Origin of the sequence: Prevotella aurantiaca (assembly GCF_015262605.1) — a bacterium.
Taxonomy (GTDB): Bacteria; Bacteroidota; Bacteroidia; order Bacteroidales; family Bacteroidaceae; genus Prevotella; species Prevotella aurantiaca.
Map to the genome: position 1 here is coordinate 1 of NZ_JABZSJ010000013.1, position 24,161 is coordinate 24,161.

A 24,161-nucleotide genomic window follows, 5' to 3' on the forward strand; every position below is an offset into this window, starting at 1 on the left:
AAATAATTTACAGGATAATATACTATGAATCAGAGGAATATTAGGTTTTTAAGGGAGGACTATTTAGTTATGTTCCTTAGTTTTCTTTCTCTTCGTAAATCAAGTTATTAGCGCCACTGGTAATATTCAGAGCCTCTGGATGGTCGTTTACAAAGCTTTCTATATGACGAATACGCTTTTCTTCGAATATTTCGTCCACAGCAATGAGGATTCCAGTTTCCTCTACATCGCCAAAACCATTATTAATACCCGTTCCGAAGAGTTTCATTGTTGGAGAAAGATTCATATAAGCATTCACTAATGGTGGAATATTGTATCCTAACTTGCGAATCTCTCTATTTAAAATACGATAGTTTTCTTTAAATGAAGCAGCATTGAACAACGACTCAAACTCAGAAGCTGGAGTATCAATTTTAAGCGGTTTAATCGGTATAATCAAGTTTTCCTTATCATCAAAGAACTTCTTAAGAAAATAAAGGATCATATCACGGCCACGACGAATATACGAAGGATACATTGTTACCTTACCAAAGAAGTATTTGCAGCTTGGATTTAACACTGTGAGAGCACCCAAACCATCCCAAAGATTATCCAACGCAAATATGCTTTTTGAGTTTTCACGAACATTTTGGTATCCCAAAGATACAAATGAACGTCCTAACTCAACGGTATAGGGTGCATATTCCTTCAAGAACTTATCAGAGAAATGGAACATATGACTTGTGGCCAATATAGGTTGTCCATTGCTACCTAACTTCCAATCGTCGCCAAACACATAACGATAGCCTCCTATAATCTCTTCACTATCAGGATTCCAAACTATCAACTGCTTGCAACAATTTGGCATAAGGTCGAACTCATCAATATCCTTTGCCTTTCCCGTGCCACCACCTGCGCTGCGAAAAGCCTCCTCGCGCAGTCGTCCAATCTCATCCATCAAATGCGGAGCCTCATTTGCTGAGAATACATAGATATCATTATGACTCTTATTTGTACCTCTCAGCAACCTATCGGGAGTAAGTTCGCTTCTTAAAAGTTCTTTACTGACTGGTTGAATTATCTCTTCTTCCTTCATATTATAGCTTTTTGTCGCATCGCATTGTTTCGCATTACCTCATAAATCTAAGACTTTCTAAAGTTCATACACCTTATTTTGGACGAATTCAGCCCATTCCATCGGTGTTTTACTATTATCAAATGTCTGCCACGGAATAGGTTTTCCAAAGCTAACACGAAAGGTTTTACCAACATTCTTGTACATTTCATCAACTAAGAAGAACATCGCAAGATTTACTTTCTTCATATATTTATCGCTGAAATGGGCAATTCTGTAAAACCATTCCGAATTTTGCCCGCTGAAATGAATGGGAACAACATCACGTTGATACTCCACACTCTTCGTAATAAAAGTCTTTTTCCAAGCTAAATCGCGAATTATTCCATTTTGCTTTCTGCTATTCAAACCTGCAGGAAACATCAGCATATGGTTATCACTGCTAAATCCTGCCTCCACCATACGGGGAAAATCTCGACTCTGTTTACCAGTTTTGTTAATTCCAATGCTTACAGGCGCTAAACCTGGTAAGTTCAACAACAAGTCGTTTACAAGATAACGAAACTTTCCATCATAATGTTTGCCTATGATGGAACCTAACGCAACACCATCTTGACCGCCGAGTGGGTGATTAGAAACAAATGTGTAAAGTTTACCATCGTTTTTATCTGGCAAGTTTTCCAAGCCCTCTATCTCAAGTGTCATACGCAGATACTTGACACATTCAGAGAGCCATTCCGTTCCTGTTTTATCACGACTTTCCCACAAGAACTTGTTAACCTCATCTTCGTGAATAATACTTCTAATCCAATTAATCACAAAACGAGGGACAAACTTTGTTTTCAAGCCCATCTTACCGTACAGTATCCTTTGGATATCAATGGTCTTCTCCATGTTGCTTTGTGCTATTTCGTTCTAATTTTTCCAAGTTCTCAAATTAGAGTGCAAATGTAATTAAAGCTTTTGAAATATTCAACTGTTTTATAAAAAAATTGCTCAATTATTGTCGTTTTACATACGGAAGATAGCAAAAAAAAATCTTTGTCACTCCTCCTCACCCTCCCATCTTACGTTAAATATATTAAAAAAGCAAGAAGAATGCAAACTTTGTGGAGAAAAGAGGTGAAATGTGGGGAATTTTCCTTAACTTTGAAGCGAAATTTCAATTATAAAAAAGAAGTACGCATGCGATTTTTAGGAAGCATAGAAGCCAAGACTGACGTTAAAGGAAGGGCCTTTTTCCCTGCCACATTCCGCAAGATATTAAATACATCTGGCGAGGAATCACTTATCATGAAAAAGGATGTTTTCCAACCTTGCTTGGTTATTTACCCTTTATTTGTGTGGAACAAAATGCTTGATAATCTTCGCAATCATCTCAATCGATGGAATAAACGTGACCAAATGGTCTATCGACAGTTTGTTTCAGACGTCGAAACCATAGTACTCGATGGAAATGGACGTTTCTTAATACCAAAGCGATACTTAAAGATGGCTAACATTGACCAGCAAATAAAGTTTATTGGTATGGACGATTGCATTGAGATTTGGAACAACGAGAACGAGGACGCATATCTTGACCCAGACGACTTCAGTGAAACACTAGAGGCTATAATGGGAAAATCAGGAGATACGAAAGCACTCACCACAGACATATAACCCAGGTAGAAGTTATGGTTAAAACCGTAGAAACATATCATGTTCCGGTATTACTTCGCGAGAGTGTAGATGGCTTGAACATTGACCCCAACGGAATTTATGTAGACGTTACCTTTGGTGGTGGCGGACATAGCAAAGAGATTTTTTCACGTCTCAGTAATAAAGGGCACTTATATAGTTTTGACCAAGATGCCGATGCAGAACAAAACATATATGAATTTGGCACCAATGGAAACAAACTGAAGAACTTTACGTTCGTACGTTCTAACTTCAGATACTTATTGAATTGGATGCGTTACTATGGTGTAGAGCAAATTGACGGACTATTAGGTGATTTAGGAGTAAGCAGTCATCATTTCGATGATGAACAAAGAGGATTCTCTTTTCGCTTCGATGCTCCGCTTGATATGCGTATGAATAAACGAGCAGGTAAAACTGCTGCGGCTATTTTACATGAATATGACGAAGAGCAACTTGCTAATATATTCTATCTTTACGGAGAATTAAAGAACTCGCGCAAAATTGCCGCTGCCATTGTTAATAGCAGAGCCAAGGCGCCGATACTTACAACGAAAGGCTTTCAAAATGTAGTAGAGTCACTTTTCAAGCGAGAACGCGAGAAAAAAGAAATGGCAAAGCTTTTTCAAGCTCTACGCATAGAAGTAAATCAAGAGATGGCTGCGCTAAAAGAATTACTAAATAGTGCTTCTAAAATATTGAAGCCAGGTGGTAGGCTATCTATAATTACTTACCATTCTTTAGAAGACCGAATCGTCAAGAATATAATGAAATCAGGTAATATTGAAGGAAAAGTTGAACAAGACTTCTTTGGACGAATCAATTCCCCTTTTAAGTTGATAAACAACAAGGTAATTGTACCAAACAGCAACGAACAGGAAAACAATCCAAGAAGTCGCAGCGCAAAACTTAGAATAGCAGAAAAGAAATAAATGGACGACAAGCTTACAGAAAACGAAGAAGTACATGAAGTAGTAGCGAAACCCATTTTCAATGTAAGGGAACGTGAAATTAAGGAGACTGGAGAGATAGCTAGCTTATCAGATCAGTCTACTGATTCTGTAGCTATGGGCGGTACAGAGGTAGAATTAGAAGTAGAAAAGCCTCAGTTTACTAAAAACATACAAGACTCTAAACAAAGAAAGGAAGAAGGAAAGGAGGAAAAAAATAATAAACGACATGTAGAAGAAGCAAGTACAATTGAACAAACAGAAGAAGAACAGGCACTGAGAAATGCAATTGAAGAACAAGCGCGAGAAGATGAACAACCATTTTCAAGCAACTTCACATTAAAGAAAATACTCGGAGGAGATATTTTCTCAGCACATTTTTTGAGAAACAACGTTGGGCTTATTCTACTCATCGTAGGCTTCATTATTATATATATATCGAATCGTTATAGTGTTCAAAAAGACTTGATTGAAATTGATAAACTTGAAACAGAACTATCAGATGCAAAATACAGAGCTTTATCAAGCAGCAGTCAACTAACTGAACGCTCAAGAGAAAGCCACGTATTAGAAATTCTGAAAACAAATAAAGATAGTGTATTAAAGATTTCTTCACGTCCTCCTTTCATCATCAATCTGCCGTCTAAATAAGAATTATGAGTAAATTCAATAGTAAAAATATCATGCCGCGCTATTCGCTCATAGCGCTTATTATGAGCCTTATAGCTATTGCTGTCGTTGCGAAATCGGCTTATATAATGATTGCGCAAAAGGATTATTGGTTGGAGGTTGCTGCAAAACAAAAAAAAGATAATGTCCCTATCCTACCTGCACGTGGCAATATTCTAAGCTCAGATGGTGAACTAATGGCAAGTTCGTTACCCGAGTTTAAGGTTTATATAGATTTCAAAACGCTCAAGGAAACAGGTAAAGATACAGCTTTTATTGATAGTATTGACTACATCTGCAAAGGGTTAAATGAGCTATTCCCCGAAAAAACAGCAGGTGAATTTAAACGATACTTATTAAATGGATTAAAAGAAGAGAAACGTCATTTCCCAATTTGGAAGAACCGCATAGACTACAATACATATAAAGAGGTAAAGAAACTGCCGATTTTCAAATATGCCAAATTTAAGAGTGGCTTCCATGAAGAAGAGTTTAACGCGCGCCGCCGTCCGTTCGGTTCTCTAGCACAACGCACCGTTGGCGATTTATATGGTGCTAAAGACGTTGCTCGATGTGGCTTAGAATTGTCATTTGATAGCATTTTGCGAGGCACAAATGGTATTGAGAATCGCCGAAAAATCCGCGATAAATATCTCAGCATTACCGAAATACCTCCTATTGATGGTTCCGATATCGTTACAACAATAGATGTTAGTATGCAAGACCTTGCCGAAAGAGCCTTACTTGAAGAATTGCAAGAGATCAATGGCAACGTTGGCGTGGCCATTGTTATGGAAGTTACAACAGGAGATATTAAAGCTATTGTAAACCTTGACAAGTGCGAAGACGGTCAATATCGCGAAATAAAGAACCATGCGGTAAGTGATTTACTCGAACCAGGTTCTGTTTTCAAGACAGCATCTATGATGGTTGCACTCGATGACAATGTTGTTGACACTATGTATACCATTGCCACAGGTGGTGGTGTATGGAATATGTATGGCCGAGATATGAAGGATCATAACTGGCGACGTGGAGGTTACGGAAACCTAACATTACCTTGGTGTCTCAAATATAGTTCGAATATTGGCATTAGTCGCATTGTTGACAACTTCTATCACAAGAATCCAGAAAAGTTTGTCCAAGGAATCTACAACTTAGGTTTAGCCGATGACCTTCAAATCCCTATCACAGGTTATTCTCCTGCGAAGATTCGTATGCCTAAAAGAAACAAGAGAGGTCAATATACAAACTGGAGTAATACTGCTTTAGCATGGATGAGTATTGGTTACGAGACACAAGTACCACCTATTTCAACATTAACATTTTACAATGCAATTGCAAATGGTGGAAAAATGATGCGACCACGCTTTGTTAAGAAGATTGTAAAGAATGGAACTGTATTAGCAGAATACCCTCCTATTGTCCAACGTGAGCAGATTGCAAAAGAGTCCACCATAACTCAGATGCGACGCATTCTTACAGAAGTAGTATCAGAAGGATTAGGGAAAAAAGCTGGTTCTGATAAATTTTTAGTTGCAGGTAAGACAGGTACAGCTCAGATGTCAAAAGGTGTTGCTGGTTATAAAACAGGCGTTACAGACTATTTATTGAGCTTTGCAGGCTTCTTCCCTGCCGACGCGCCAAGATATAGCTGTATTGTCTGTATACAAAAATCTGGATTACCAGCATCAGGTGGTGGCATGAGTGGCGTTGTTTTCCACCAAATTGCAGAAGGAATTATGGCACAAAACCTTAAACTTAGTGTTACTGATGCAAAGGATTCTACCAAGCCACTTGTTCCTATGGTGAAGAATGGAAACCTTTTGGCGACTGATTACGTGCTCTCTGCTCTCGGTTTCAACGTTAAAAATGGCTGGAACGGGGCTTATCCATTTGGAAATAACGTCTGGGGAACTGTTGAAACGAATAAGAGAGACATTACATTCTCGGAGAAAAAGAATATTAACAAGCAGCTCGTACCTGACGTACACAATATGGGAGCACGCGACGCAATCTACCTATTAGAGAATTGCGGGATTAAAGTTGTCATGTTTGGACGTGGAAAAGTTGTAGAACAATCGCTTGCACCAGGCGAAAGAATTAAGCAAGGAATGGTTTGTAAACTACGATTTGCATAACTCCCTTTACCGAGAATTCCGACAAGAATAAATAATTAAGGAAGAAGCAAGATATGAAATTAAACGATTTGCTTAAAAATGTGAAGCCTTTAAACATAGAAGGCGATGCGGATAAAGATATTAAAGGCATTAACATTGACAGCCGTAAAATTGAATTGGGACATTTGTTTATTGCCATAAAAGGTACACAAACAGATGGTCATAAATATATTGAAAAGGCAATAGAATTAGGTGCTACGGCAATTTTATTGGAAGAAATGCCAACAGAACCCATCAATAAATGCATTACTTATATACAAGTTAAATCTACAGAAGAGGCTGTTGGTAACGTTGCAACAACTTTCTATGGCAACCCCTCACACCATTTAAAACTTGTTGGAGTAACAGGAACAAATGGCAAAACGACTGTAGCCACCTTATTATATAATATGTTTCGAAAGTTTGGACATAAAGTTGGCTTGCTTTCTACAGTCTGCAATTATATTGATGATGAAGTTATTCCAGCTGACCACACAACCCCAGATCCAATAGCATTAAACGAATTACTCGCAAAGATGGTAGCAGAAGGCTGCGAATATGCCTTCATGGAATGTTCAAGCCACGCCATTCAACAACGTCGTATTGGTGGTTTGAAGTTTGCAGGAGGTTTATTCACAAACCTCACACGCGACCACTTAGACTACCATAAGACCTTTGATAATTATCGTAATGCGAAGAAAATGTTCTTTGACGATTTGGATAAAGACGCTTTCGCCATTATCAATGCTGACGATAAAAATGGAATGGTAATGGTTCAAAACTGTAAAGCACAGATAAAAACCTATTCCATCAAACGCATGGCTGACTTCCGTGCACGCATTTTGGAATGTCATTTTGAAGGAATGTACCTTGAAATAGATGGTAAAGAAGTGGGTGTTCAATTTATTGGTAAGTTCAATGTAAGCAATTTATTAGCAGTTTATGGCACAGCTATTATGCTTGGCAAGAAGTCTGAAGATATTTTAGTAGCACTCAGCACGCTGAAGAGTGTAAACGGACGTTTGGAGCCAATCACTTCTCCAGAAGGTTATACTGCCATTGTAGATTATGCTCACACACCAGATGCACTTGAAAATGTTTTGATGGCAATACATGAAGTACTTGATGGAAAGGGCGGACATGTGTTCACTGTATGTGGAGCAGGTGGTAATCGTGATAAAGGCAAACGTCCGCTTATGGCTATTGAAGCCGTAAAGCGTAGCGACAAAGTTATACTTACCAGCGATAATCCTCGCAACGAGGAGCCTCAAGCTATTATAGACGATATGTTAGCAGGACTAGACACTACTCAAAAGAAAAAAGTTCTTTCTATATCTGATCGAAAAGAAGCAATTCGTACTGCTTGTATGATGGCACAGAAAGGCGATGTTATTCTGATTGCAGGTAAAGGACACGAAACCTATCAAGAAATAAATGGCATTAAACATCACTTTGACGACCATGAAGTGGTACGTGAAATCTTTGGATTGAAGTAAAGAAAATCATAAGAAGTAGAGATATTAAAAGCCGGTTATAAAATAAAGACATTATGTTATATTACATCTTCCGTTGGCTTGATCAGTTTGGCATTAGTGGCTCACACTTATGGGGCTACATTAGTTTCCGAGCCATTATGGCAATGATTCTTGCATTGATAATTTCTGCTTGGTTCGGCGAAAAGTTTATAAAATACCTTAAGAAGAAGCAAATTACTGAGGTGCAGCGTGATGCAAGCATCGACCCGTTCGGTGTTAAGAAGATTGGTGTACCATCTATGGGCGGCATCATTATTATCGTTGCACTGCTTATACCTATATTATTATTAGGCCGTTTGCGCAATATCTATCTCATCTTAATGATCATTACCACTATTTGGCTCGGATTTCTCGGTGGAATGGACGATTTTATTAAGATATTCAAACATAATAAAGACGGATTAAAAGGTAAATATAAGATTGTTGGACAGTTCACCATTGGGCTTATTGTAGGTTTAGTTTTATGGGCATCACCCGATGTTAAGTCAAACATTAACTTGGAAATGCATAACGAAAATGGGAAAGAAATTGTGGTGAAACATGGCAAAGAAGCTGAGAAAACTCTCAAAACAACAATCCCATTTATAAAGAATCACAATCTCGACTACTCTGAAATCATGTCCTTCTGTGGTAAATATAAAACAGCAGCAGGTTGGATCTTGTTTGTCATTATGACAATCATAGTTGTTACAGCAGTCTCAAATGGTGCTAATTTGAACGATGGAATGGATGGAATGTGTGCTGGAAACTCCGCCATTATAGGTGTAGCACTAGGCATTTTAGCCTATGTTAGTAGTCATATCGAATATGCAGCCTATCTAAACATCATGTATATTCCAGGTTCTGAAGAACTTGTAGTTTTCTTTATGGCCTTCATTGGTGCGCTGATAGGTTTCCTTTGGTACAACGCTTACCCTGCACAAGTCTTTATGGGCGACACAGGCAGTCTCACGATTGGTGGTATTATCGCTGTCGGTGCGATTATCATCCACAAAGAATTGTTGCTTCCTATCTTGTGTGGAATATTCTTTGTTGAGAGCTTAAGTGTAATTTTGCAAGTCTACTACTTCAAGTTGGGCAAGCGCAAAGGCATAAAACAACGTATCTTCAAGCGTGCACCAATCCACGATAGCTTCCGAACACAAGATAGCCAGTTAGAGGTTGATTGTAAATATCTCATCAAAACACCCCACACTCCAGTACACGAAAGCAAGATCACAATTCGTTTTTGGATTGTAACCATTATTTTGGTGGCACTGACTATCATTACGTTGAAGATTAGATAAAACGAAAAAAGCAATTTCAGAACAAAATAAACGCAGGGAAGTAACCTTGCAAAAACGACGATAAAAGACAAATAAAGATGAAAAGAATTGTAATATTGGGAGCAGGCGAAAGCGGTGCAGGAGCAGCCGTATTGGCAAAAGCAAAAGGCTTCGACGTGTTTGTTTCGGATATGTCTGCTATCAAAGATAAGTACAAAAAGCTACTCAACGACCACAACATAGAGTGGGAAGAGGGTCAACACACAGAGGAAAAGATTCTGAATGCCGATGAAATCATAAAAAGTCCAGGCATTCCGAAGGAGGCACCGATGGTTAAAAAACTTATCGAACAGGGCACACACATCATCAACGAAATAGAGTTTGCTGGCCGATATACCAATTCTAAAATGGTTTGCATTACAGGAAGTAACGGCAAGACCACTACTACAAGCCTCATCTACCATATTTTTAAAGATGCTGGATACGATGTTGGTTTGGCTGGAAACATCGGTAAAAGTCTTGCTTTGCAGATTGCTGAAGAGCCACACGAGTACTACGTAATTGAACTAAGTAGTTTTCAACTTGACGATATGTACGATTTCCGTGCAAATATTGCTATCTTGCTGAACATTACACCCGATCATTTAGACCGTTACGACTATCAGTTTGAGAAGTATGCTGACTCTAAAATGCGCATTATTCAGAACCAAACGCACGAAGATAGCTTTATATACTGGAACGACGATCCCGTTATTAAGAAAGAATTGGAGAAGTTTGATGTAAAGGCAGTGCAATATCCATTCTCTGAACTCAAGGAGAAGGGCAGCATCGGTTACATAGAAGAAGGACATTATACCCTTGAACAGCCTACCCCATTCAATATGGAGCAAGAAGATTTGTCGCTTACAGGCAAACATAACATATACAATTCTTTAGCAGCAGGGCTTGCATCGAATATCAGCGGTATCAAGAAAGAAAATATTCGTAAAAGTTTGAGCGATTTTCCAGGAGTGGAACACCGTTTAGAAAAGGTTTGCAAGGTAGCTGGTGTGCAATATATCAACGACTCAAAGGCAACGAATGTAGACGCTTGTTGGTATGCTTTAGAAAGTATGCGTACGCCAACTATACTTATTATTGGCGGTAAGGATAAAGGTAACGACTACAATGCCATTAAAGAACTGGTAAAAGAGAAGTGTGTAGGCTTAGTTTATCTGGGAGCAGACAACAAGAAATTGCACGAAAACTTCGATGAATTGGGCATTCCTGTACGCGATACTCATTCTATGAAAGAGTGCATTGAAGCATGCTACGCTATGGCAAAGCCAGGAGATACCGTACTTTTAAGTCCATGTTGTGCAAGTTTTGACCTGTTTAAAAACATGGAAGATCGTGGTGAACAATTCAAGACACTTGTGCGTGCGTTATAAAATCAAGAGACAAAAGAACAATTTAACATTTACATTCTTTAAACTTCTAAACGACAAAAAATGAGCCTAAAGTCTCTTAACAACATATTCAAAGGCGACAAAGTAATTTGGATGGTCTTCTTTATTCTTTGTATGATTAGCATTGTAGAAGTATATTCGGCATCGAGCACACTTTCGTACAAGGGAGGAAACTATTGGGCACCACTTGTAAAACATAGTGGAATGCTATTTATAGGCTTCATACTTATGATTGTCGTTATGAATATAAAATGCCGCTATTTTAAGATTGCGACACTGCCAGCACTGGTAGGTTCGTTTCTATTACTGATTGTAGTACTACTTACTGGTGGTGTTACCAATGGTGCGAGTCGTTGGATTGAGGTGATGGGTATTCAATTTCAGCCTTCCGAATTTGGTAAAGGTGCATTAGTTTTGGCAGTTGCACAGATTCTAAGCGCTATGCAAACAGAAACAGGCGCAGCCAAAAAAGCATTCAAATACATCCTTATTTTATCAGCATTTATCATTCTTCCGATAAGTTTTGAAAACCTTTCTACAGCATTATTGGCAAGTTTAACAGTATTGTTAATGATGATTGTCGGACGTGTTTCTTCAAAACAAATAGGTAAGCTTTTGGGTGTGGTCGCTCTAATGGTGGTCTTCGCCCTTGTGTTGGTTATGGCTGTAGGACACGATAAGGAAGAGAATACAACCAAACAGAGCCTCACGGAGCAAACTGCTTCATCTGAAGAAGAAACTGAGTCTAGTTATATTGGAAAAATATTCCACCGTGCCGATACATGGAAAGCGCGTATCAATAAGTTCTTAGATAACAAATACGTAGCACCAAAAGACTACGACCTTGATAAAGACGGACAGGTGGGGCACGCCAATATCGCCATTGCTTCGTCGAACGTAATAGGCAAAGGACCAGGAAACTCTAACGAACGAGACTTCCTTTCTCAAGCTTTCTCCGACTTTATCTACGCCATCATCATTGAGGAAATGGGTATTGGAGGAGCCATTTTCGTAGCTTTCCTCTACATTGTCATACTCATGAGAGCTGGAAAAATAGCAAGTCGGTGCGAAAACTCATTCCCTGCATTCCTCTCTATGGGCATTGCGTTCTTGCTTGTAACGCAAGCTCTCTTTAATATGGCAGTTGCAGTAGGCTTAGCCCCAGTTACTGGTCAACCGTTACCGCTTATCAGTAAGGGTGGAACTTCTACTATTATCAATTGCGTTTACATCGGTATGCTACTAAGTATCAGTCGCTTTGCAAAGAAAAAAGACCGTGGAGCACCTATCGAAGTAAAGCCCATCAAAGCGCAAACAAAGTAATTCAAGAATGGAATAAAGATGTAAATATTTTTACACATAGATTTTATTATATAACTAACTAATCATCAACGTTTTACAAAACAGGCTCTTTTGCATTGCAAAAGAGCCTGTTTTGCGTCGTAATAGTGCCTGTTTTGCGTTGTAAAATAGGCACTATTACAAAGCGAAAGTGATATTACCACTTTCCCATATCCGTTATTTTTACAAAAGAAAGAACTTTTTATACCGTAGTAAACCAACAATAAAACTATCAATAAGTAGTTCATAAAAACAACCGGACTATATATCTTGTAAATCGAACGATAATGAACTGAAACACAGTATCAATCTTTGAGCAAAATGACATTTGCGATATTTCACATTTTTAATAGGTTAAATTTATGACAAAAGAAAAAAAATGATTAACTTTGTATGTTGATATTTAGAGACTATGAACGAAGAGTTAAGAATCATCATAAGCGGTGGCGGAACAGGAGGACACATCTTTCCCGCTGTGTCTATAGCCAATGCTATCAAAGCAAAACACCCCGACGCAAAGATATTGTTCGTTGGAGCGGAAGGGAGAATGGAGATGCAACGTGTTCCCGCTGCAGGTTACGAGATTAAAGGCTTGCCGATTAAAGGGTTCAATCGCGCAAATAAGCTGAAAAATTTCAGCGTTCTTTATAAGCTTTGGAAGAGTTTGCGCTTGGCTCGCAAGATTATAAAAGACTTTCAACCACAGGTGGCTGTAGGCGTAGGTGGCTATGCAAGCGGCGCAACGCTTTATGAATGTTCGAAAATGGGCATACCCTGCTTAATTCAAGAACAAAACTCTTACGCAGGAGTAACCAACAAATTGCTGTCTAAAAAGGCTAAGAAGATTTGTGTAGCATACGAAGGTATGGAACGCTTTTTCCCAGCCGACAGAATCATAATGACAGGAAACCCTGTACGACAGAATGTGCTTGAAACACCGCTTTCGCAAGAAGAGGCAAGAAAAACATTCGGACTTAATCCTACAAAGAAAACTATTTTGCTCGTAGGAGGTAGTCTTGGCGCACGCACTATCAACCGCGCTGTATTGGAACACTTAGAACTTGTAGAGGCTTCCGATGTGCAGTTTATATGGCAAACAGGCAAATATTATCACCAAACTATCCTTGATACAATGAAAGGAAAGGAACTTCCAAACCTAAAAATCATGGATTTCATCGGTGATATGGGCGCGGCTTACAAAGCAGCAGACTTGGTAATAAGTCGCGCAGGCGCAAGTTCTATTAGCGAGTTCCAACTCATCGGCAAACCTGTTATACTCGTACCAAGTCCAAATGTAGCAGAAGACCACCAAACAAAGAACGCTATGGCACTTGTACACAAAGGCGCAGCGCTCTTTGTAAAAGACATAGAAGCTCCCGAAACACTCTTACAATTAGCAATAAAGACTGTTAATGACGAGCAAAAACTTGCAAACTTGAGCGAGAATGTGAAGAAAATGGGACTTCATAAGTCTGCAGAAGTTATTGCAGAGGAAGTGATGAAACTTATCAAATAAACAAAGAATAAACGATTAAAAAGTGGTTTTTGTAATACCACACGACAATAAATAAAATGGAATTTAAGGATATTCAGGCTGTATATTTCGTAGGAGCAGGCGGCATCGGAATGAGTGCTGTGGCTCGATATTTCCGTCAAAAAGGACTTGTTGTAGCAGGTTACGACAAGACTCCGTCTGATTTAACACGCAAGTTAGAGCAAGAAGAAATACAATTACACTACGAAGAGAACGTCGACTTGATTCCATCAGCGTGCAAAAATCCTGCGACAACATTGGTGGTTTATACACCTGCCATTCCGGAAACACATAAAGAGTTGGCTTTCTTCCGTAAAAACGGATTCGAAATAGAAAAGCGTGCACAGGTATTGGGTAGATTAACGCAAACGCACAAAGGTCTTTGCTTCGCTGGAACACACGGAAAGACGAGTACATCGACCATGTGTGCCCACATCATGCACCAAAGTCACTTGGATTGTAATGCCTTTCTTGGAGGAATTTCGAAGAACTATGGCACAAACTACATACTATCCGACAAAAGCGATTATGTAGTTATTGAAGCCGATGAATTCGACCGTTCTTTCCATTGGTTACGTCCATATATGAGCGTTATCACATCAACAGACCCCGACCACTTGGATATTTACGGCACAAAAGAAGCCTACTTGGAAAGCTTCAGACATTATACTGAACTTATACAAACTGATGGTGTTCTCGTAATCCATAAGGATTTGGAGATGAAACAAAACGTTCAAGCTGGCGTTAAGGTATATGAATATAGCAGAGAAGCTGGCGACTTCCACACAGAAAATATACGAGTAGAAAATGGAACCATAGTTTTCGATATGGTTTCGCCCATCGAAAACGTTACGAACATAGAGTTAGGACAACCTGTTCCTATCAATATAGAAAACGGAATTGCTGCAATGGCTTTAGCACAACTAAGTGGTTGCACTGCGGAAGAACTTCGCAGAGGCATGAAAACCTACGAAGGTGTAGACCGTCGCTTCGACTTTAAGATTAAGAACGACCAACATGTGCTACTCTCCGACTATGCACATCATCCAAAAGAAATACTGCAAAGCGCAAAAAGTCTGAAGGAAATTTATCCTAATCGTAAGATTACAGTTATTTTCCAACCCCATCTTTATTCACGCACACGCGACTTCTATATGGACTTTGCCGAAGCTCTTAGTCATTTCGACGAGGTAATTCTCACAGAAATTTACCCTGCAAGAGAAGAGCCTATACCAGGTGTTACTTCGGAACTTATCTACAATAATCTTGATAACAAGGTTGAAAGGCAGATGATTAAGAAAGACGATGTATTGGAATTTGCAAATGACAGAGACTTTGATGTACTTGTAGTACTTGGTGCTGGAAACCTTGATAACTACATGGGACAGCTCAGTGAAAAAATAAAAGAAAAAGAACAGAACTAAAGGAATGTACACAAACTGGAAAAAGATAACTTTTTGTGTGTTAGACATCATACTAGCTGTCTATCTTGTTATGGCTATTACATCTTGGAATACGCCTGACAAGAACCATCGTGTATGCACGAAAGTGAACATCAATATTTCTGATTCCAACAACGCTGGATTCCTTAGTGCAAAGGAAATTAAATCTATTCTTGAAAAGAAAAAGCTCTATCCACTTAACAAACAAATAAGTTCTGTAGAGCCGAGAAAAATAGAAGAAGCTTTGAAAGTGGGACCATTCGTAGATAGTGCACAATGTTACATAACGGAAAATGGGCATGTAAATATCATGATTTCACAACGTATGCCTATCATTCGTATTAAGAATCTAAAAGGCGAAGACTACTATTTGGACGATAACGGAGGAATTCTTCCGAACTCGAAATATACTAGCGATTTAATAATTGCATCGGGAAATATAAGCCGTTGGTTTGCTCATTATGGCATAGCACCATTGGCAAAGGCTATCAACAAATCGGAATTCTGGGTTAATCAGATAGAACAAATCTACGTTTGTGACGACCGCGGTATAGAACTTGTACCACGAGTAGGCGACCATATTATTTTTATTGGCTACTTACCGATAAAGAAAAATAAGGTAGCAAACGAGAAAAGCATAGCTGAATTTACGGCTAAGAAACTTGAACGAACCGAGAAATTCTATCGTTATGGGCTATCGCAAGCTGGTTGGAATAAATACTCATACATTAATGTAGAATTTGACAACCAGATTATTTGTAAGAAAAAAGGTGCACAACAAGAACAAACAATTGCTCCAGAACAACCCAAACAAGAAGAGAAAATTCCGACAGAAGTAACAGAATAAGAATAAAACATAAGTTATAAAGTATTTTAGTGTATGGCAGAATTTATTGTAGCCATTGAACTGGGCTCATCAAAAATTATGGGTATAGCTGGCAAGAAGAACCTTGACGGCAGTATCTCTGTGAACGCTGTTGTTAAGGAAGACGCTTCACAATGCATCCGCAAGGGCGTAGTCTATAACATCGACAAAACTGGACAGTGCTTAACCAATATCATAAATAAGTTAAAGAAGCAACTAAAGCATGAAATTACACATGTCTATGTAGGCGTAGGGGGACAATCTATCCGTAGTGTAAAGAATGTTATTGTTAAGGAGCTTCCTGCCGACACCATTATATCAAGCAATATGATAAATGAGTTGATGGACGCAAACCGCGACATGACTTATCCAGAACAAGAAATTCTTGATGCTGCCACACAAGAATATAAGGTAGACAACCAAGACCCTATCGATCCTGTTGGAATTAAAGCTAGCCATTTGGAAGGTAACTTCCTCAATATACTTTGGCGTAAATCGTTCTATGACAACTTAAATAGTTGTTTCGAAAAAGCAGGCATCGCCATTGCAGAAATGTATCTTGCACCATTGGCTTTGGCTGATAGCGTACTTACAGACAACGAAAAACGTGGAGGTTGCGTACTTGTAGACCTTGGCGCAGAAACCACAACCGTATCAGTATATTACAAGAGTATACTCCGTCATTTGGCAGTATTACCACTTGGTGGTGCAAATATCACAAAAGATATCGCCAGCTTGCAGATGGAAGAAAAAGACGCAGAGAAGTTGAAACTAACATACGGCAGTGCGTATACAGATGATAATGACATCGACAATAATCTATCTTACACAGTAACAGACGATTTCACAGTAGAAAGTAGAAAACTCGTTGACATTATTGAGGCACGTGTTGAAGAAATCATAGAGAATGTCATCTATCAGATTCCAGCAGAATTTGCAGACAAACTATTAGGCGGTTTCATTCTTACTGGTGGTGGCTCGAATATGAAAAATATTGAGCGCGCTTTCCGCACCTACTCGCATGTAGATAAAATCAGAGTTGCCAAGTTTGTTACACCGACTATTAACGCAAGCAATGCTGATATCAACGCAAAGAATGGAACTATGAATACCATTCTCGGCTTATTGGCAAAGGGCGATATAAATTGTGCAGGTGCTCCTATCAATCCCGACCAAAAGTTATTTGAGGACACCACAAAACCCACAACAAATACCACAAGCGACCTTCACAAGGAACCAAGAAAACCAACTGAAATTGGTCAAGGCGTTGTACTAACAGCTGCAGAAAAAGAAAAAGCTGAAGCAGAACGTCGACGCATTGAAGAAGAAGAACGTAAAAGAAGAGAAGAGGAAGAAGAATTACAGAGGCAAGAAGAAGAAGAGAAACGCAAAAACAGCTTATGGGGAAAATTCTCACGCAAGTTAAAAGAGATTGGCGGTTCTATCTTAGAGGCTGAGGAATAAAGATCTCTGAGTAGGAAGAAGAAACCAAGAAGTAAGAATACCTTTAAAGGCGTTAAATAAAAAATTAAGACAAAGGAAATACGGCTATGGCAGATAATAATATGAAAAGAGAAATACTCGACTTCGGCGAAGCTGAACAAAACAGCATTATAAAGGTTATCGGTGTTGGTGGCGGCGGTGGCAACGCTGTAAATCATATGTACCGCGAAGGTATACATGATGTAACTTTCGTTTTGTGTAATACCGATGCACAAGCACTTAACGATTCACCTGTTCCAATTCATTTGCAACTTGGTAAAGAAGGTTTAGGAGCTGGAAATAAGCCAACAAAGGCGAAAGAGGCTGCTGAAGAAACTCTTGATGACATAAAGAAAATGCTAAGCGACGGCACCAAGATGGCATTCATTACTGCTGGTATGGGTGGCGGAACTGGTACTGGTGCAGCCCCCGTTATTGCGAAAGTAAGTAAGGAAATGGATATTCTTACCGTAGGTATTGTTACAATTCCATTCCGATTTGAAGGTGATAAGAAGATTAATCAGGCGCTCGACGGCGTAGAAGAGATGTCGAAACACGTAGATGCGTTATTGGTAATCAACAACGAACGTTTACGCGAAATATACCCAGAAATGAGCGTACTCAACGCTTTTGGTAAAGCCGACGATACTCTTAGCGTTGCAGCAAAGAGCATTGCAGAGATAATTACTGTACATGGACTTATCAATCTCGACTTCAACGACGTTAAAACTGTACTGAAAGATGGTGGAGTTGCCATTATGAGTACGGGCTATGGAGAAGGAGAAGGCCGTGTAAAGCAAGCTATTGATGATGCTTTAAACTCTCCTTTACTTAACGACAACGATATTTACAATTCTAAGAAAATACTTCTCTCTATCAATTTCAGCAGCGATAATAACGAAAATCAAGGCCTGACTATGGAAGAGATGAGCGATGTAAACGAGTTTATGAGCCATTTCGGTAATGGCTTCGAACTGAAATGGGGTTTAGCGCTCGACCCTGAACTTGATAAAAAGGTAAAGGTTACTATCCTCGCAACTGGTTTTGGCATTAAGGATGTAGAAGGTATGGGCAGCCATATCAAAAAACACTCATTGGAAGAAGCAGCACGTCTTGCTGAAGAAGCAGAGCGCGAAGCGGAACTAAAAGAACGCATAGAACGCATATATGGTGGAAGCAAGTCTACAAAATCGAAACGTCGCCCTCATATTTACATCTTCTCTCAAGATGATTTGGACAACGAAGATATCATCCTCGCTATTGAGAATACACCAACTTATAAGCGTACAAAGCAAATGCTTAAAGACCTGAAGGCTGCACCAGAAAAGAAAGAGGATACACAGGTAGAGGAAATTCAAGGAGTTATTAGATTTAAATAAAAAATAAGACATTTGCAAACAGCAAAAACGATGAAAAAGGAAAGAATAACATTCTTCTTAATGCTCGTTAGCATTATTTTCCTCTCTTCTTGTTCAAACAAAGAAGATGTAGAAAACTCGTTTAAAATTACTGTTACTCCTACAACCTTAACGATGAAAATGGGAGAAACAGCAATAATAACTGTCAATAATGCTCCCGAAGATGCTGAGATATTATGGAAATCGTCTGACGAGAAGGTTGCTAAAATAGATAATGGTAAAGTAGAAGCTTTAGAAAAAGGAACTGCCGTAATAACTGTTATTGCGAAAAAAGGCGATATTTCTTCTGATGCTCAATGCAATATAACGATAGAAGAAAATCCTCAGTATAATTCAATCAACTTTACCGATGCATATCTAAAACAACGCTTATTAGATATTCCTGGTTTAGATGCAAACAAAGATGGCAATATTTCAGTTAAGGAAGCACAGACTATTCATAAACTGAATTTCAGCTATGCAGTAGGGGAAAATACTACCGATGCAAACACAATAAAGAGTTTAGAAGGATTGCAATATTTTGTAAATCTTGATACGCTTACTTTGAATTATCATAAAGTAAGTGATACTACGCCTATTAGTAAGTTAGACAAATTATCTCAATTGCATATAGGTGGCAATCTAATCAAGTCTATTGATGTTTCAAATCTCAAAGAATTAAGAGATTTACGTGTCTTCAAATGTGAAATAGAAGAACTAAATCTTGCAAACAATTCTAAATTGCAGATATTAGACATTCATAATACGAATATAAAGAAGTTAGACTTTACTCCTTTAAAAGAACTCGTTACAATTGTTGCACGTACGACTAAGCTTACAAGTGTGAACTTAACAGACATGCCAAAACTTACTGGCATCGATCTTCGTCAAGGTGTTTTAGAGGAATTCATTGCTCACAATCTTCCACAGATAGAAAAGTTGTATATTGAGCAAAACCAAATCAGTAGACTTGAACTTAGCAATCTACCGGAGCTACAACATCTTGTAGCATACGAAAATAAGATAACTAAGATCGATTTCGATTTGCCTAAGCTAATGTTCCTTACTGTCTACGATAATAGAATTAGTTATGCCGACTTCAGTAAGATGCCTATGCTCTTCCGTTGCTATATTAGCAACAACCTACTCAATAAAATAGATTTCAGTAGCAATAAACTTATTGCACAATTAGAAATCCTCCAAATGCCAAATCTGGAAGTTATCAACTTAAAGAACGATAACTTTATGGACGCTCATGAATATGATATTCTATACAACAACCCAAAATTAAGTAGAATACACGTAGACGCTGGAGAAGAAGAAACATATGTTAGAGAACTAACAACAAATTTCCCTAACATTAATATCGATACAAATTAAACGAAATAATAAGATTTATCAAAACAACAAAACGATGTACACCTATTCTAAAGTGTACATCGTTTTATTTGTTTAAGAGAGGCTACGAGAAACTCTTTATTAGGTTTGATTTTTATAATAAGAAATTCTGAAAATATAATTATAAATTTTGAAATTGTAATTATAAATTTTAAAAACATAATTAAAAAATAAATAAGAAGAAATATCCTTTGATACACAACCAGATACGAAGAAAAAAATGAACTTGTACCAAGAAAACAAATTAAACTTGTAGGTAGAAATATAAAAAAAGGAGTTGAGAAATTAGATCTATTCTCAACTCCTTTTTTATAATTCTACTATTTGTTTTATAGTCCCCTCCTAAACTGCGATGGGCTCTTTCCGTAGCGATCTTTGAAATACTTTCCTAAGAAACTTTGATTAGGGAAATGCATTTCTTCTGCTATCTGCTTAATACTCATCTTGCTATTTTTAAGCAACACGCGAATTTCCATCATCACATAATAATCAATCCATTCGCTTGGCGTACGCTTGCTAACATGCTTAATTGTTTCTGAAAGATACTTGGGTGAGATATAAAGCTGTTCAGCATACCAACTAACACGACGTTCTGAACGATATTCCTTTTCTACCAATCTAATAAAGTCAGCAAAAATGGTTTCTCCTCTCGACTTACCTGTCTTTTCTACTTGTTGTACACGATAGATGACATTACACATATCGTATATAAGCACTTTTAACATAGTTGCCACCAATTCGCGACGGAATTCATGGTCAAGGTCAAGAATTTTAAGCTTTACAGCTTGTATATAGTTCAGCAATTCTTTTGCCATGTGGCCTTCCGTATGGAATACAGGATGACGACGAGCAAAGAGGAAAAGTGTTGTAAGTTCTCTGACATTACTTACTACTTCCTGGAAGAAGTCGTATGATAGGAATAGACAAACACCCTTTGCATCTGCCGACATCTTATAATCGCCCACAACCTGTCCTTCACTGACAATGATAATATCGTTAGTAGAAACCTTGTGCACTACTGTATCAACAGTATATTCAACCTCTCCTTCAGTACAAATTGCCAATAACAGACACTTCATTTTTGAAGGCTCAGTGAGAGTAGGCAAACCCGTAGTTTGGTCGTACAGCAATAAATCGCTCTCTATGCTGAAACCATAAGGATATTTAGCCTTAATGAAATCAATATTAAGTTCTCGCATATAGCACTATTTAAATTGAGCATTCACTTCTTCTGCAGAAGCAAAAAATAGTGAAAGTTCGTAGATTAAGCAATTCCTTTAAGCTGAATAACAATACTAAGCATCAATATTTGCATAGGTTGCATTCTGTTCTATGAACTCACGACGTGGCTCTACATCATCACCCATCAACATAGAGAACATCTCGTCTGCAGTAGAAGCATTCTCGATAGTTACTTGTTTTAGGAGACGTGTTTTGGGGTCCATTGTTGTTTCCCAAAGCTGTTCAGGGTTCATTTCACCCAAACCTTTGTATCGTTGTGTATGAACAGCCTTATTATCTTCATCACCTCCAGCGTATTTCTGAAGGAATTGGAGGCGTTGCTGCTCGGTATAGCAATATTCGCTCACCTTCTTATAAGTACACTTATACAAAGGCGGAGTAGCAATATATAAATGTCCTTCTTCAATAACGCGTGGCATATAACGATAGAAAAGTGTCATGATAAGAGTGTCGATATGAGAACCATCGACATCAGCGTCGGTCATGATGATAATCTTATCGTAGCGTAACTTATCTGTATTAGCTTCGAAATCTGATTCACCTTCAACTCCAAAACGAACACCAATCGATTGAATAATGTTCATTACAGATTCTGCTTCAAACACTCTGTGACGCTGAACTTTCTCTACATTTAAGATTTTTCCTCGTAAAGGAAGAATAGCTTGTGTATATCTATCACGTCCTTGTTTAGCAGAACCTCCTGCAGAGTCACCCTCAACAAGGAATATTTCACATTCCTTCGGGTCTTTATTAGAACAGTCTGCTAACTTTCCAGGTAATCCACCACCTGTCATAACATTCTTGCGCTGAACACTTTCACGTGCCTTTCGAGCTGCAATACGAGCCGTAGCTGCAAGAATAACCTTATCGCAAATAAGTTTTGCCTCTGCAGGATTTTCCTCCAAATAATATGAAAGCGCTTCACCTACGGCTTGTTGAACTGCACCAGACACTTCGCTATTTCCAAGCTTTGTCTTTGTTTGTCCTTCAAATTGTGGTTCAGCAACCTTGATAGAAATAACTGCAGTAAGACCTTCGCGGAAGTCTTCACCTGTAATTTCTATTTTTGCTTTCTCTATTTGCTTTGCGATTTGTGGTTCATTATCAGCATACGATTTCAATGTACGTGTCAATGCCGCACGGAATCCAGTAAGGTGAGTTCCTCCTTCAATCGTATTGATATTGTTTACATACGAGTGTATGTTCTCGTTGTAATCCGTATTATACATAACAGCAACCTCAATAGGAATGCCTTGTTTTTCAGTTTTCAAGTATATAACATCATCGAAAAGATGTGTACGATGACGATCTACGTATCTTACAAACTCTTTTAATCCATCTTTTGCATGGAAAACTTCTTGTCGAGTCTTTCCATTTTCATCTGGACGCAAATCGGTTAATGTTATTTTTATACCTGCATTCAAAAATGCAAGTTCTCGCATACGACGCGCTACTATATCCCATTGATAGACTGTTGTTGTGAAAATTGTAGGATCGGGCCAAAATTGTTGACGCGTACCTGTCTTATCAGTGTCGCCAACAATCTTCACAGAATATAGTGGTTTTCCTTGCTTGTATTCTTGCTGGTAGATTTTTCCATCACGGAACACTTGAGATTTCATGTGTGAAGATAATGCATTCACACAACTAACACCTACTCCATGCAGACCACCGCTGACTTTATATGAGCCTTTATCGAACTTACCACCAGCGTGAAGCACTGTCATAACTACTTCGAGCGCACTCTTGTGCAATTTCTCGTGTTCGTCTACAGGAATACCACGACCATCATCTTCAACTGTTACTGAGTTATCTTCGTTAATTGTTACTTCTATATGGCTACAATAGCCAGCCATAGCTTCATCAATAGAGTTATCTACTGTCTCATTGATGAGATGATGAAGTCCTTTTTCACTTATATCGCCAATATACATTGCAGGGCGCTTACGCACTGCTTCAAGTCCTTCAAGAACTTGAATATTACTGGCCGAGTAGTTGTTCTCGTTTCCTAAGTTATCTGCCATTTTATTTTTTGAATCTGCTTATTCTTTTTTGATAGCCTAAAAGCGTATTAACGCTATTTGGGATATTATATAGCCTAAAGGCTATCTACTTGCAAAGATACAAAAAATACCTTATTTAAAGTAACGTTTTATACGAAAAAAAGTTTAATTAGGGGTATTTGTATAGTATTAGAAACGAAGAAATAAATAATTGTTTCTTAGATACCATAAGCTTATAAAACGCAAAAGGTTACAATCTTTAGCAGATTGTAACCTTTCATTATTCTTTATTTGCTATGACTTTACAATGTCTTATCCGAGCGCAGCGATATGCTGGCAAAGACCAGATTTCAAGTTTGCAGCCTTATTCTTATGAATAATATTTGTTTTAGCAAGTTTATCAAGCATCTTCTGTAGGGTTGGATACAACTTAACAGCCTCTTCCTTATCAGAGATGTTACGGAACTTGCGAACAGCGTTACGCATTGTCTTAGCGTAATATCTATTGTGCAAAGTCTTCACCTTGTCTTGGCGGATTCTTTTAAGTGATGATTTGTGATTTGCCATCTTTACTTCTTATTTTTATTTGGTAGTCTCTAGGGGAATCGAACCCCTCTTACAAGAATGAAAATCTTGTGTCCTAACCGATAGACGAAGAGACCATCTTTTGTTTTGCGGGTGCAAAGGTAGCAGTTTTATT

Annotated in this window: 19 protein-coding genes and 1 tRNA gene; 14 read left to right on the top strand and 6 right to left on the bottom strand. The window is 38.4% G+C overall.

Annotated features, from left to right (window positions below; all coding sequences use genetic code 11):
* Positions 1–76: 76 nt before the first annotated feature.
* Both glsB and glsA read right to left on the bottom strand, forming a co-directional pair.
* On the bottom strand, positions 77–1,075 hold the full coding sequence (glsB, locus tag HXN26_RS03815; protein WP_025000608.1) for a glycine N(alpha)-acyltransferase GlsB: 999 nt from the start codon (positions 1,073–1,075) through the stop codon (positions 77–79).
* A 57-nt stretch (positions 1,076–1,132) separates the two neighbouring features.
* On the bottom strand, positions 1,133–1,948 hold the full coding sequence (gene glsA / locus HXN26_RS03820) for a lyso-glycine lipid O-acyltransferase GlsA (protein WP_273158837.1): 816 nt from the start codon (positions 1,946–1,948) through the stop codon (positions 1,133–1,135).
* A 291-nt stretch (positions 1,949–2,239) separates the two neighbouring features.
* Here glsA and mraZ point away from each other — a divergent pair, with 291 nt between their 5' ends.
* The 14 genes from mraZ (at position 2,240) to HXN26_RS03890 (ending at position 20,198) form a co-directional block, all read left to right on the top strand.
* Positions 2,240–2,713, top strand: a complete 474-nt coding sequence (mraZ, locus tag HXN26_RS03825; RefSeq protein ID WP_025000609.1) for a division/cell wall cluster transcriptional repressor MraZ — start codon at positions 2,240–2,242, stop codon at positions 2,711–2,713.
* 14 nt (positions 2,714–2,727) lie between these two features.
* Positions 2,728–3,663, top strand: coding sequence for a 16S rRNA (cytosine(1402)-N(4))-methyltransferase RsmH (gene rsmH, locus HXN26_RS03830; protein ID WP_025000610.1), 936 nt, complete (start codon positions 2,728–2,730; stop codon positions 3,661–3,663).
* A complete protein-coding gene (locus HXN26_RS03835) occupies positions 3,664–4,332 on the top strand; it encodes an FtsL-like putative cell division protein (protein ID WP_273158839.1) in 669 nt (222 codons plus the stop codon). It begins immediately after the preceding gene.
* A gap of 5 nt (positions 4,333–4,337) precedes the next feature.
* Complete coding sequence (locus HXN26_RS03840; protein ID WP_273158841.1) at positions 4,338–6,491, top strand: penicillin-binding protein; 2,154 nt, start codon at positions 4,338–4,340, stop codon at positions 6,489–6,491.
* Positions 6,492–6,544: 53 nt separating this feature from the next.
* The gene (locus HXN26_RS03845) at positions 6,545–8,005 is read left to right on the top strand and encodes a UDP-N-acetylmuramoyl-L-alanyl-D-glutamate--2,6-diaminopimelate ligase (RefSeq protein ID WP_025000612.1); all 1,461 of its coding nucleotides are present in this window, start codon (positions 6,545–6,547) and stop codon (positions 8,003–8,005) included.
* Between the two features lie 53 nt (positions 8,006–8,058).
* A complete protein-coding gene (locus HXN26_RS03850; protein WP_025000613.1) occupies positions 8,059–9,330 on the top strand; it encodes a phospho-N-acetylmuramoyl-pentapeptide-transferase in 1,272 nt (423 codons plus the stop codon).
* A 77-nt stretch (positions 9,331–9,407) separates the two neighbouring features.
* On the top strand, positions 9,408–10,739 hold the full coding sequence (murD, locus tag HXN26_RS03855; RefSeq protein ID WP_273158843.1) for a UDP-N-acetylmuramoyl-L-alanine--D-glutamate ligase: 1,332 nt from the start codon (positions 9,408–9,410) through the stop codon (positions 10,737–10,739).
* 60 nt (positions 10,740–10,799) lie between these two features.
* Positions 10,800–12,080 carry an FtsW/RodA/SpoVE family cell cycle protein gene (locus HXN26_RS03860; RefSeq protein ID WP_273158845.1) on the top strand — a complete coding sequence of 427 codons (1,281 nt, stop codon included), beginning with the start codon at positions 10,800–10,802 and terminating at the stop codon, positions 12,078–12,080.
* 430 nt (positions 12,081–12,510) lie between these two features.
* Positions 12,511–13,614, top strand: a complete 1,104-nt coding sequence (gene murG, locus HXN26_RS03865) for an undecaprenyldiphospho-muramoylpentapeptide beta-N-acetylglucosaminyltransferase (RefSeq protein WP_273158847.1) — start codon at positions 12,511–12,513, stop codon at positions 13,612–13,614.
* A gap of 56 nt (positions 13,615–13,670) precedes the next feature.
* Positions 13,671–15,056 carry a UDP-N-acetylmuramate--L-alanine ligase gene (murC, locus tag HXN26_RS03870; RefSeq protein WP_273158848.1) on the top strand — a complete coding sequence of 462 codons (1,386 nt, stop codon included), beginning with the start codon at positions 13,671–13,673 and terminating at the stop codon, positions 15,054–15,056.
* 4 nt (positions 15,057–15,060) lie between these two features.
* Positions 15,061–15,921 carry a hypothetical protein gene (locus HXN26_RS03875; RefSeq protein ID WP_025000617.1) on the top strand — a complete coding sequence of 287 codons (861 nt, stop codon included), beginning with the start codon at positions 15,061–15,063 and terminating at the stop codon, positions 15,919–15,921.
* Positions 15,922–15,954: 33 nt separating this feature from the next.
* Positions 15,955–17,403, top strand: a complete 1,449-nt coding sequence (gene ftsA, locus HXN26_RS03880; protein ID WP_273158851.1) for a cell division protein FtsA — start codon at positions 15,955–15,957, stop codon at positions 17,401–17,403.
* 86 nt (positions 17,404–17,489) lie between these two features.
* The gene (gene ftsZ, locus HXN26_RS03885) at positions 17,490–18,800 is read left to right on the top strand and encodes a cell division protein FtsZ (protein ID WP_273158853.1); all 1,311 of its coding nucleotides are present in this window, start codon (positions 17,490–17,492) and stop codon (positions 18,798–18,800) included.
* Positions 18,801–18,830: 30 nt separating this feature from the next.
* Positions 18,831–20,198, top strand: coding sequence for an Ig-like domain-containing protein (locus HXN26_RS03890; protein WP_273158855.1), 1,368 nt, complete (start codon positions 18,831–18,833; stop codon positions 20,196–20,198).
* Between the two features lie 347 nt (positions 20,199–20,545).
* Here HXN26_RS03890 and HXN26_RS03895 read toward each other — a convergent pair whose 3' ends face one another.
* The 4 genes from HXN26_RS03895 to HXN26_RS03910 all read right to left on the bottom strand — a co-directional run bounded on the left by HXN26_RS03895 (position 20,546) and on the right by HXN26_RS03910 (position 24,123).
* On the bottom strand, positions 20,546–21,415 hold the full coding sequence (locus tag HXN26_RS03895) for a helix-turn-helix domain-containing protein (protein WP_273158857.1): 870 nt from the start codon (positions 21,413–21,415) through the stop codon (positions 20,546–20,548).
* 96 nt (positions 21,416–21,511) lie between these two features.
* Entirely contained in the window at positions 21,512–23,482 is a 1,971-nt protein-coding gene (gene gyrB / locus HXN26_RS03900; protein ID WP_025000621.1) for a DNA topoisomerase (ATP-hydrolyzing) subunit B, read from the bottom strand.
* Between the two features lie 291 nt (positions 23,483–23,773).
* On the bottom strand, positions 23,774–24,028 hold the full coding sequence (rpsT, locus tag HXN26_RS03905) for a 30S ribosomal protein S20 (protein ID WP_025000622.1): 255 nt from the start codon (positions 24,026–24,028) through the stop codon (positions 23,774–23,776).
* A 20-nt stretch (positions 24,029–24,048) separates the two neighbouring features.
* Positions 24,049–24,123 (bottom strand) — tRNA-Glu (locus HXN26_RS03910).
* Positions 24,124–24,161 lie beyond the last annotated feature (38 nt).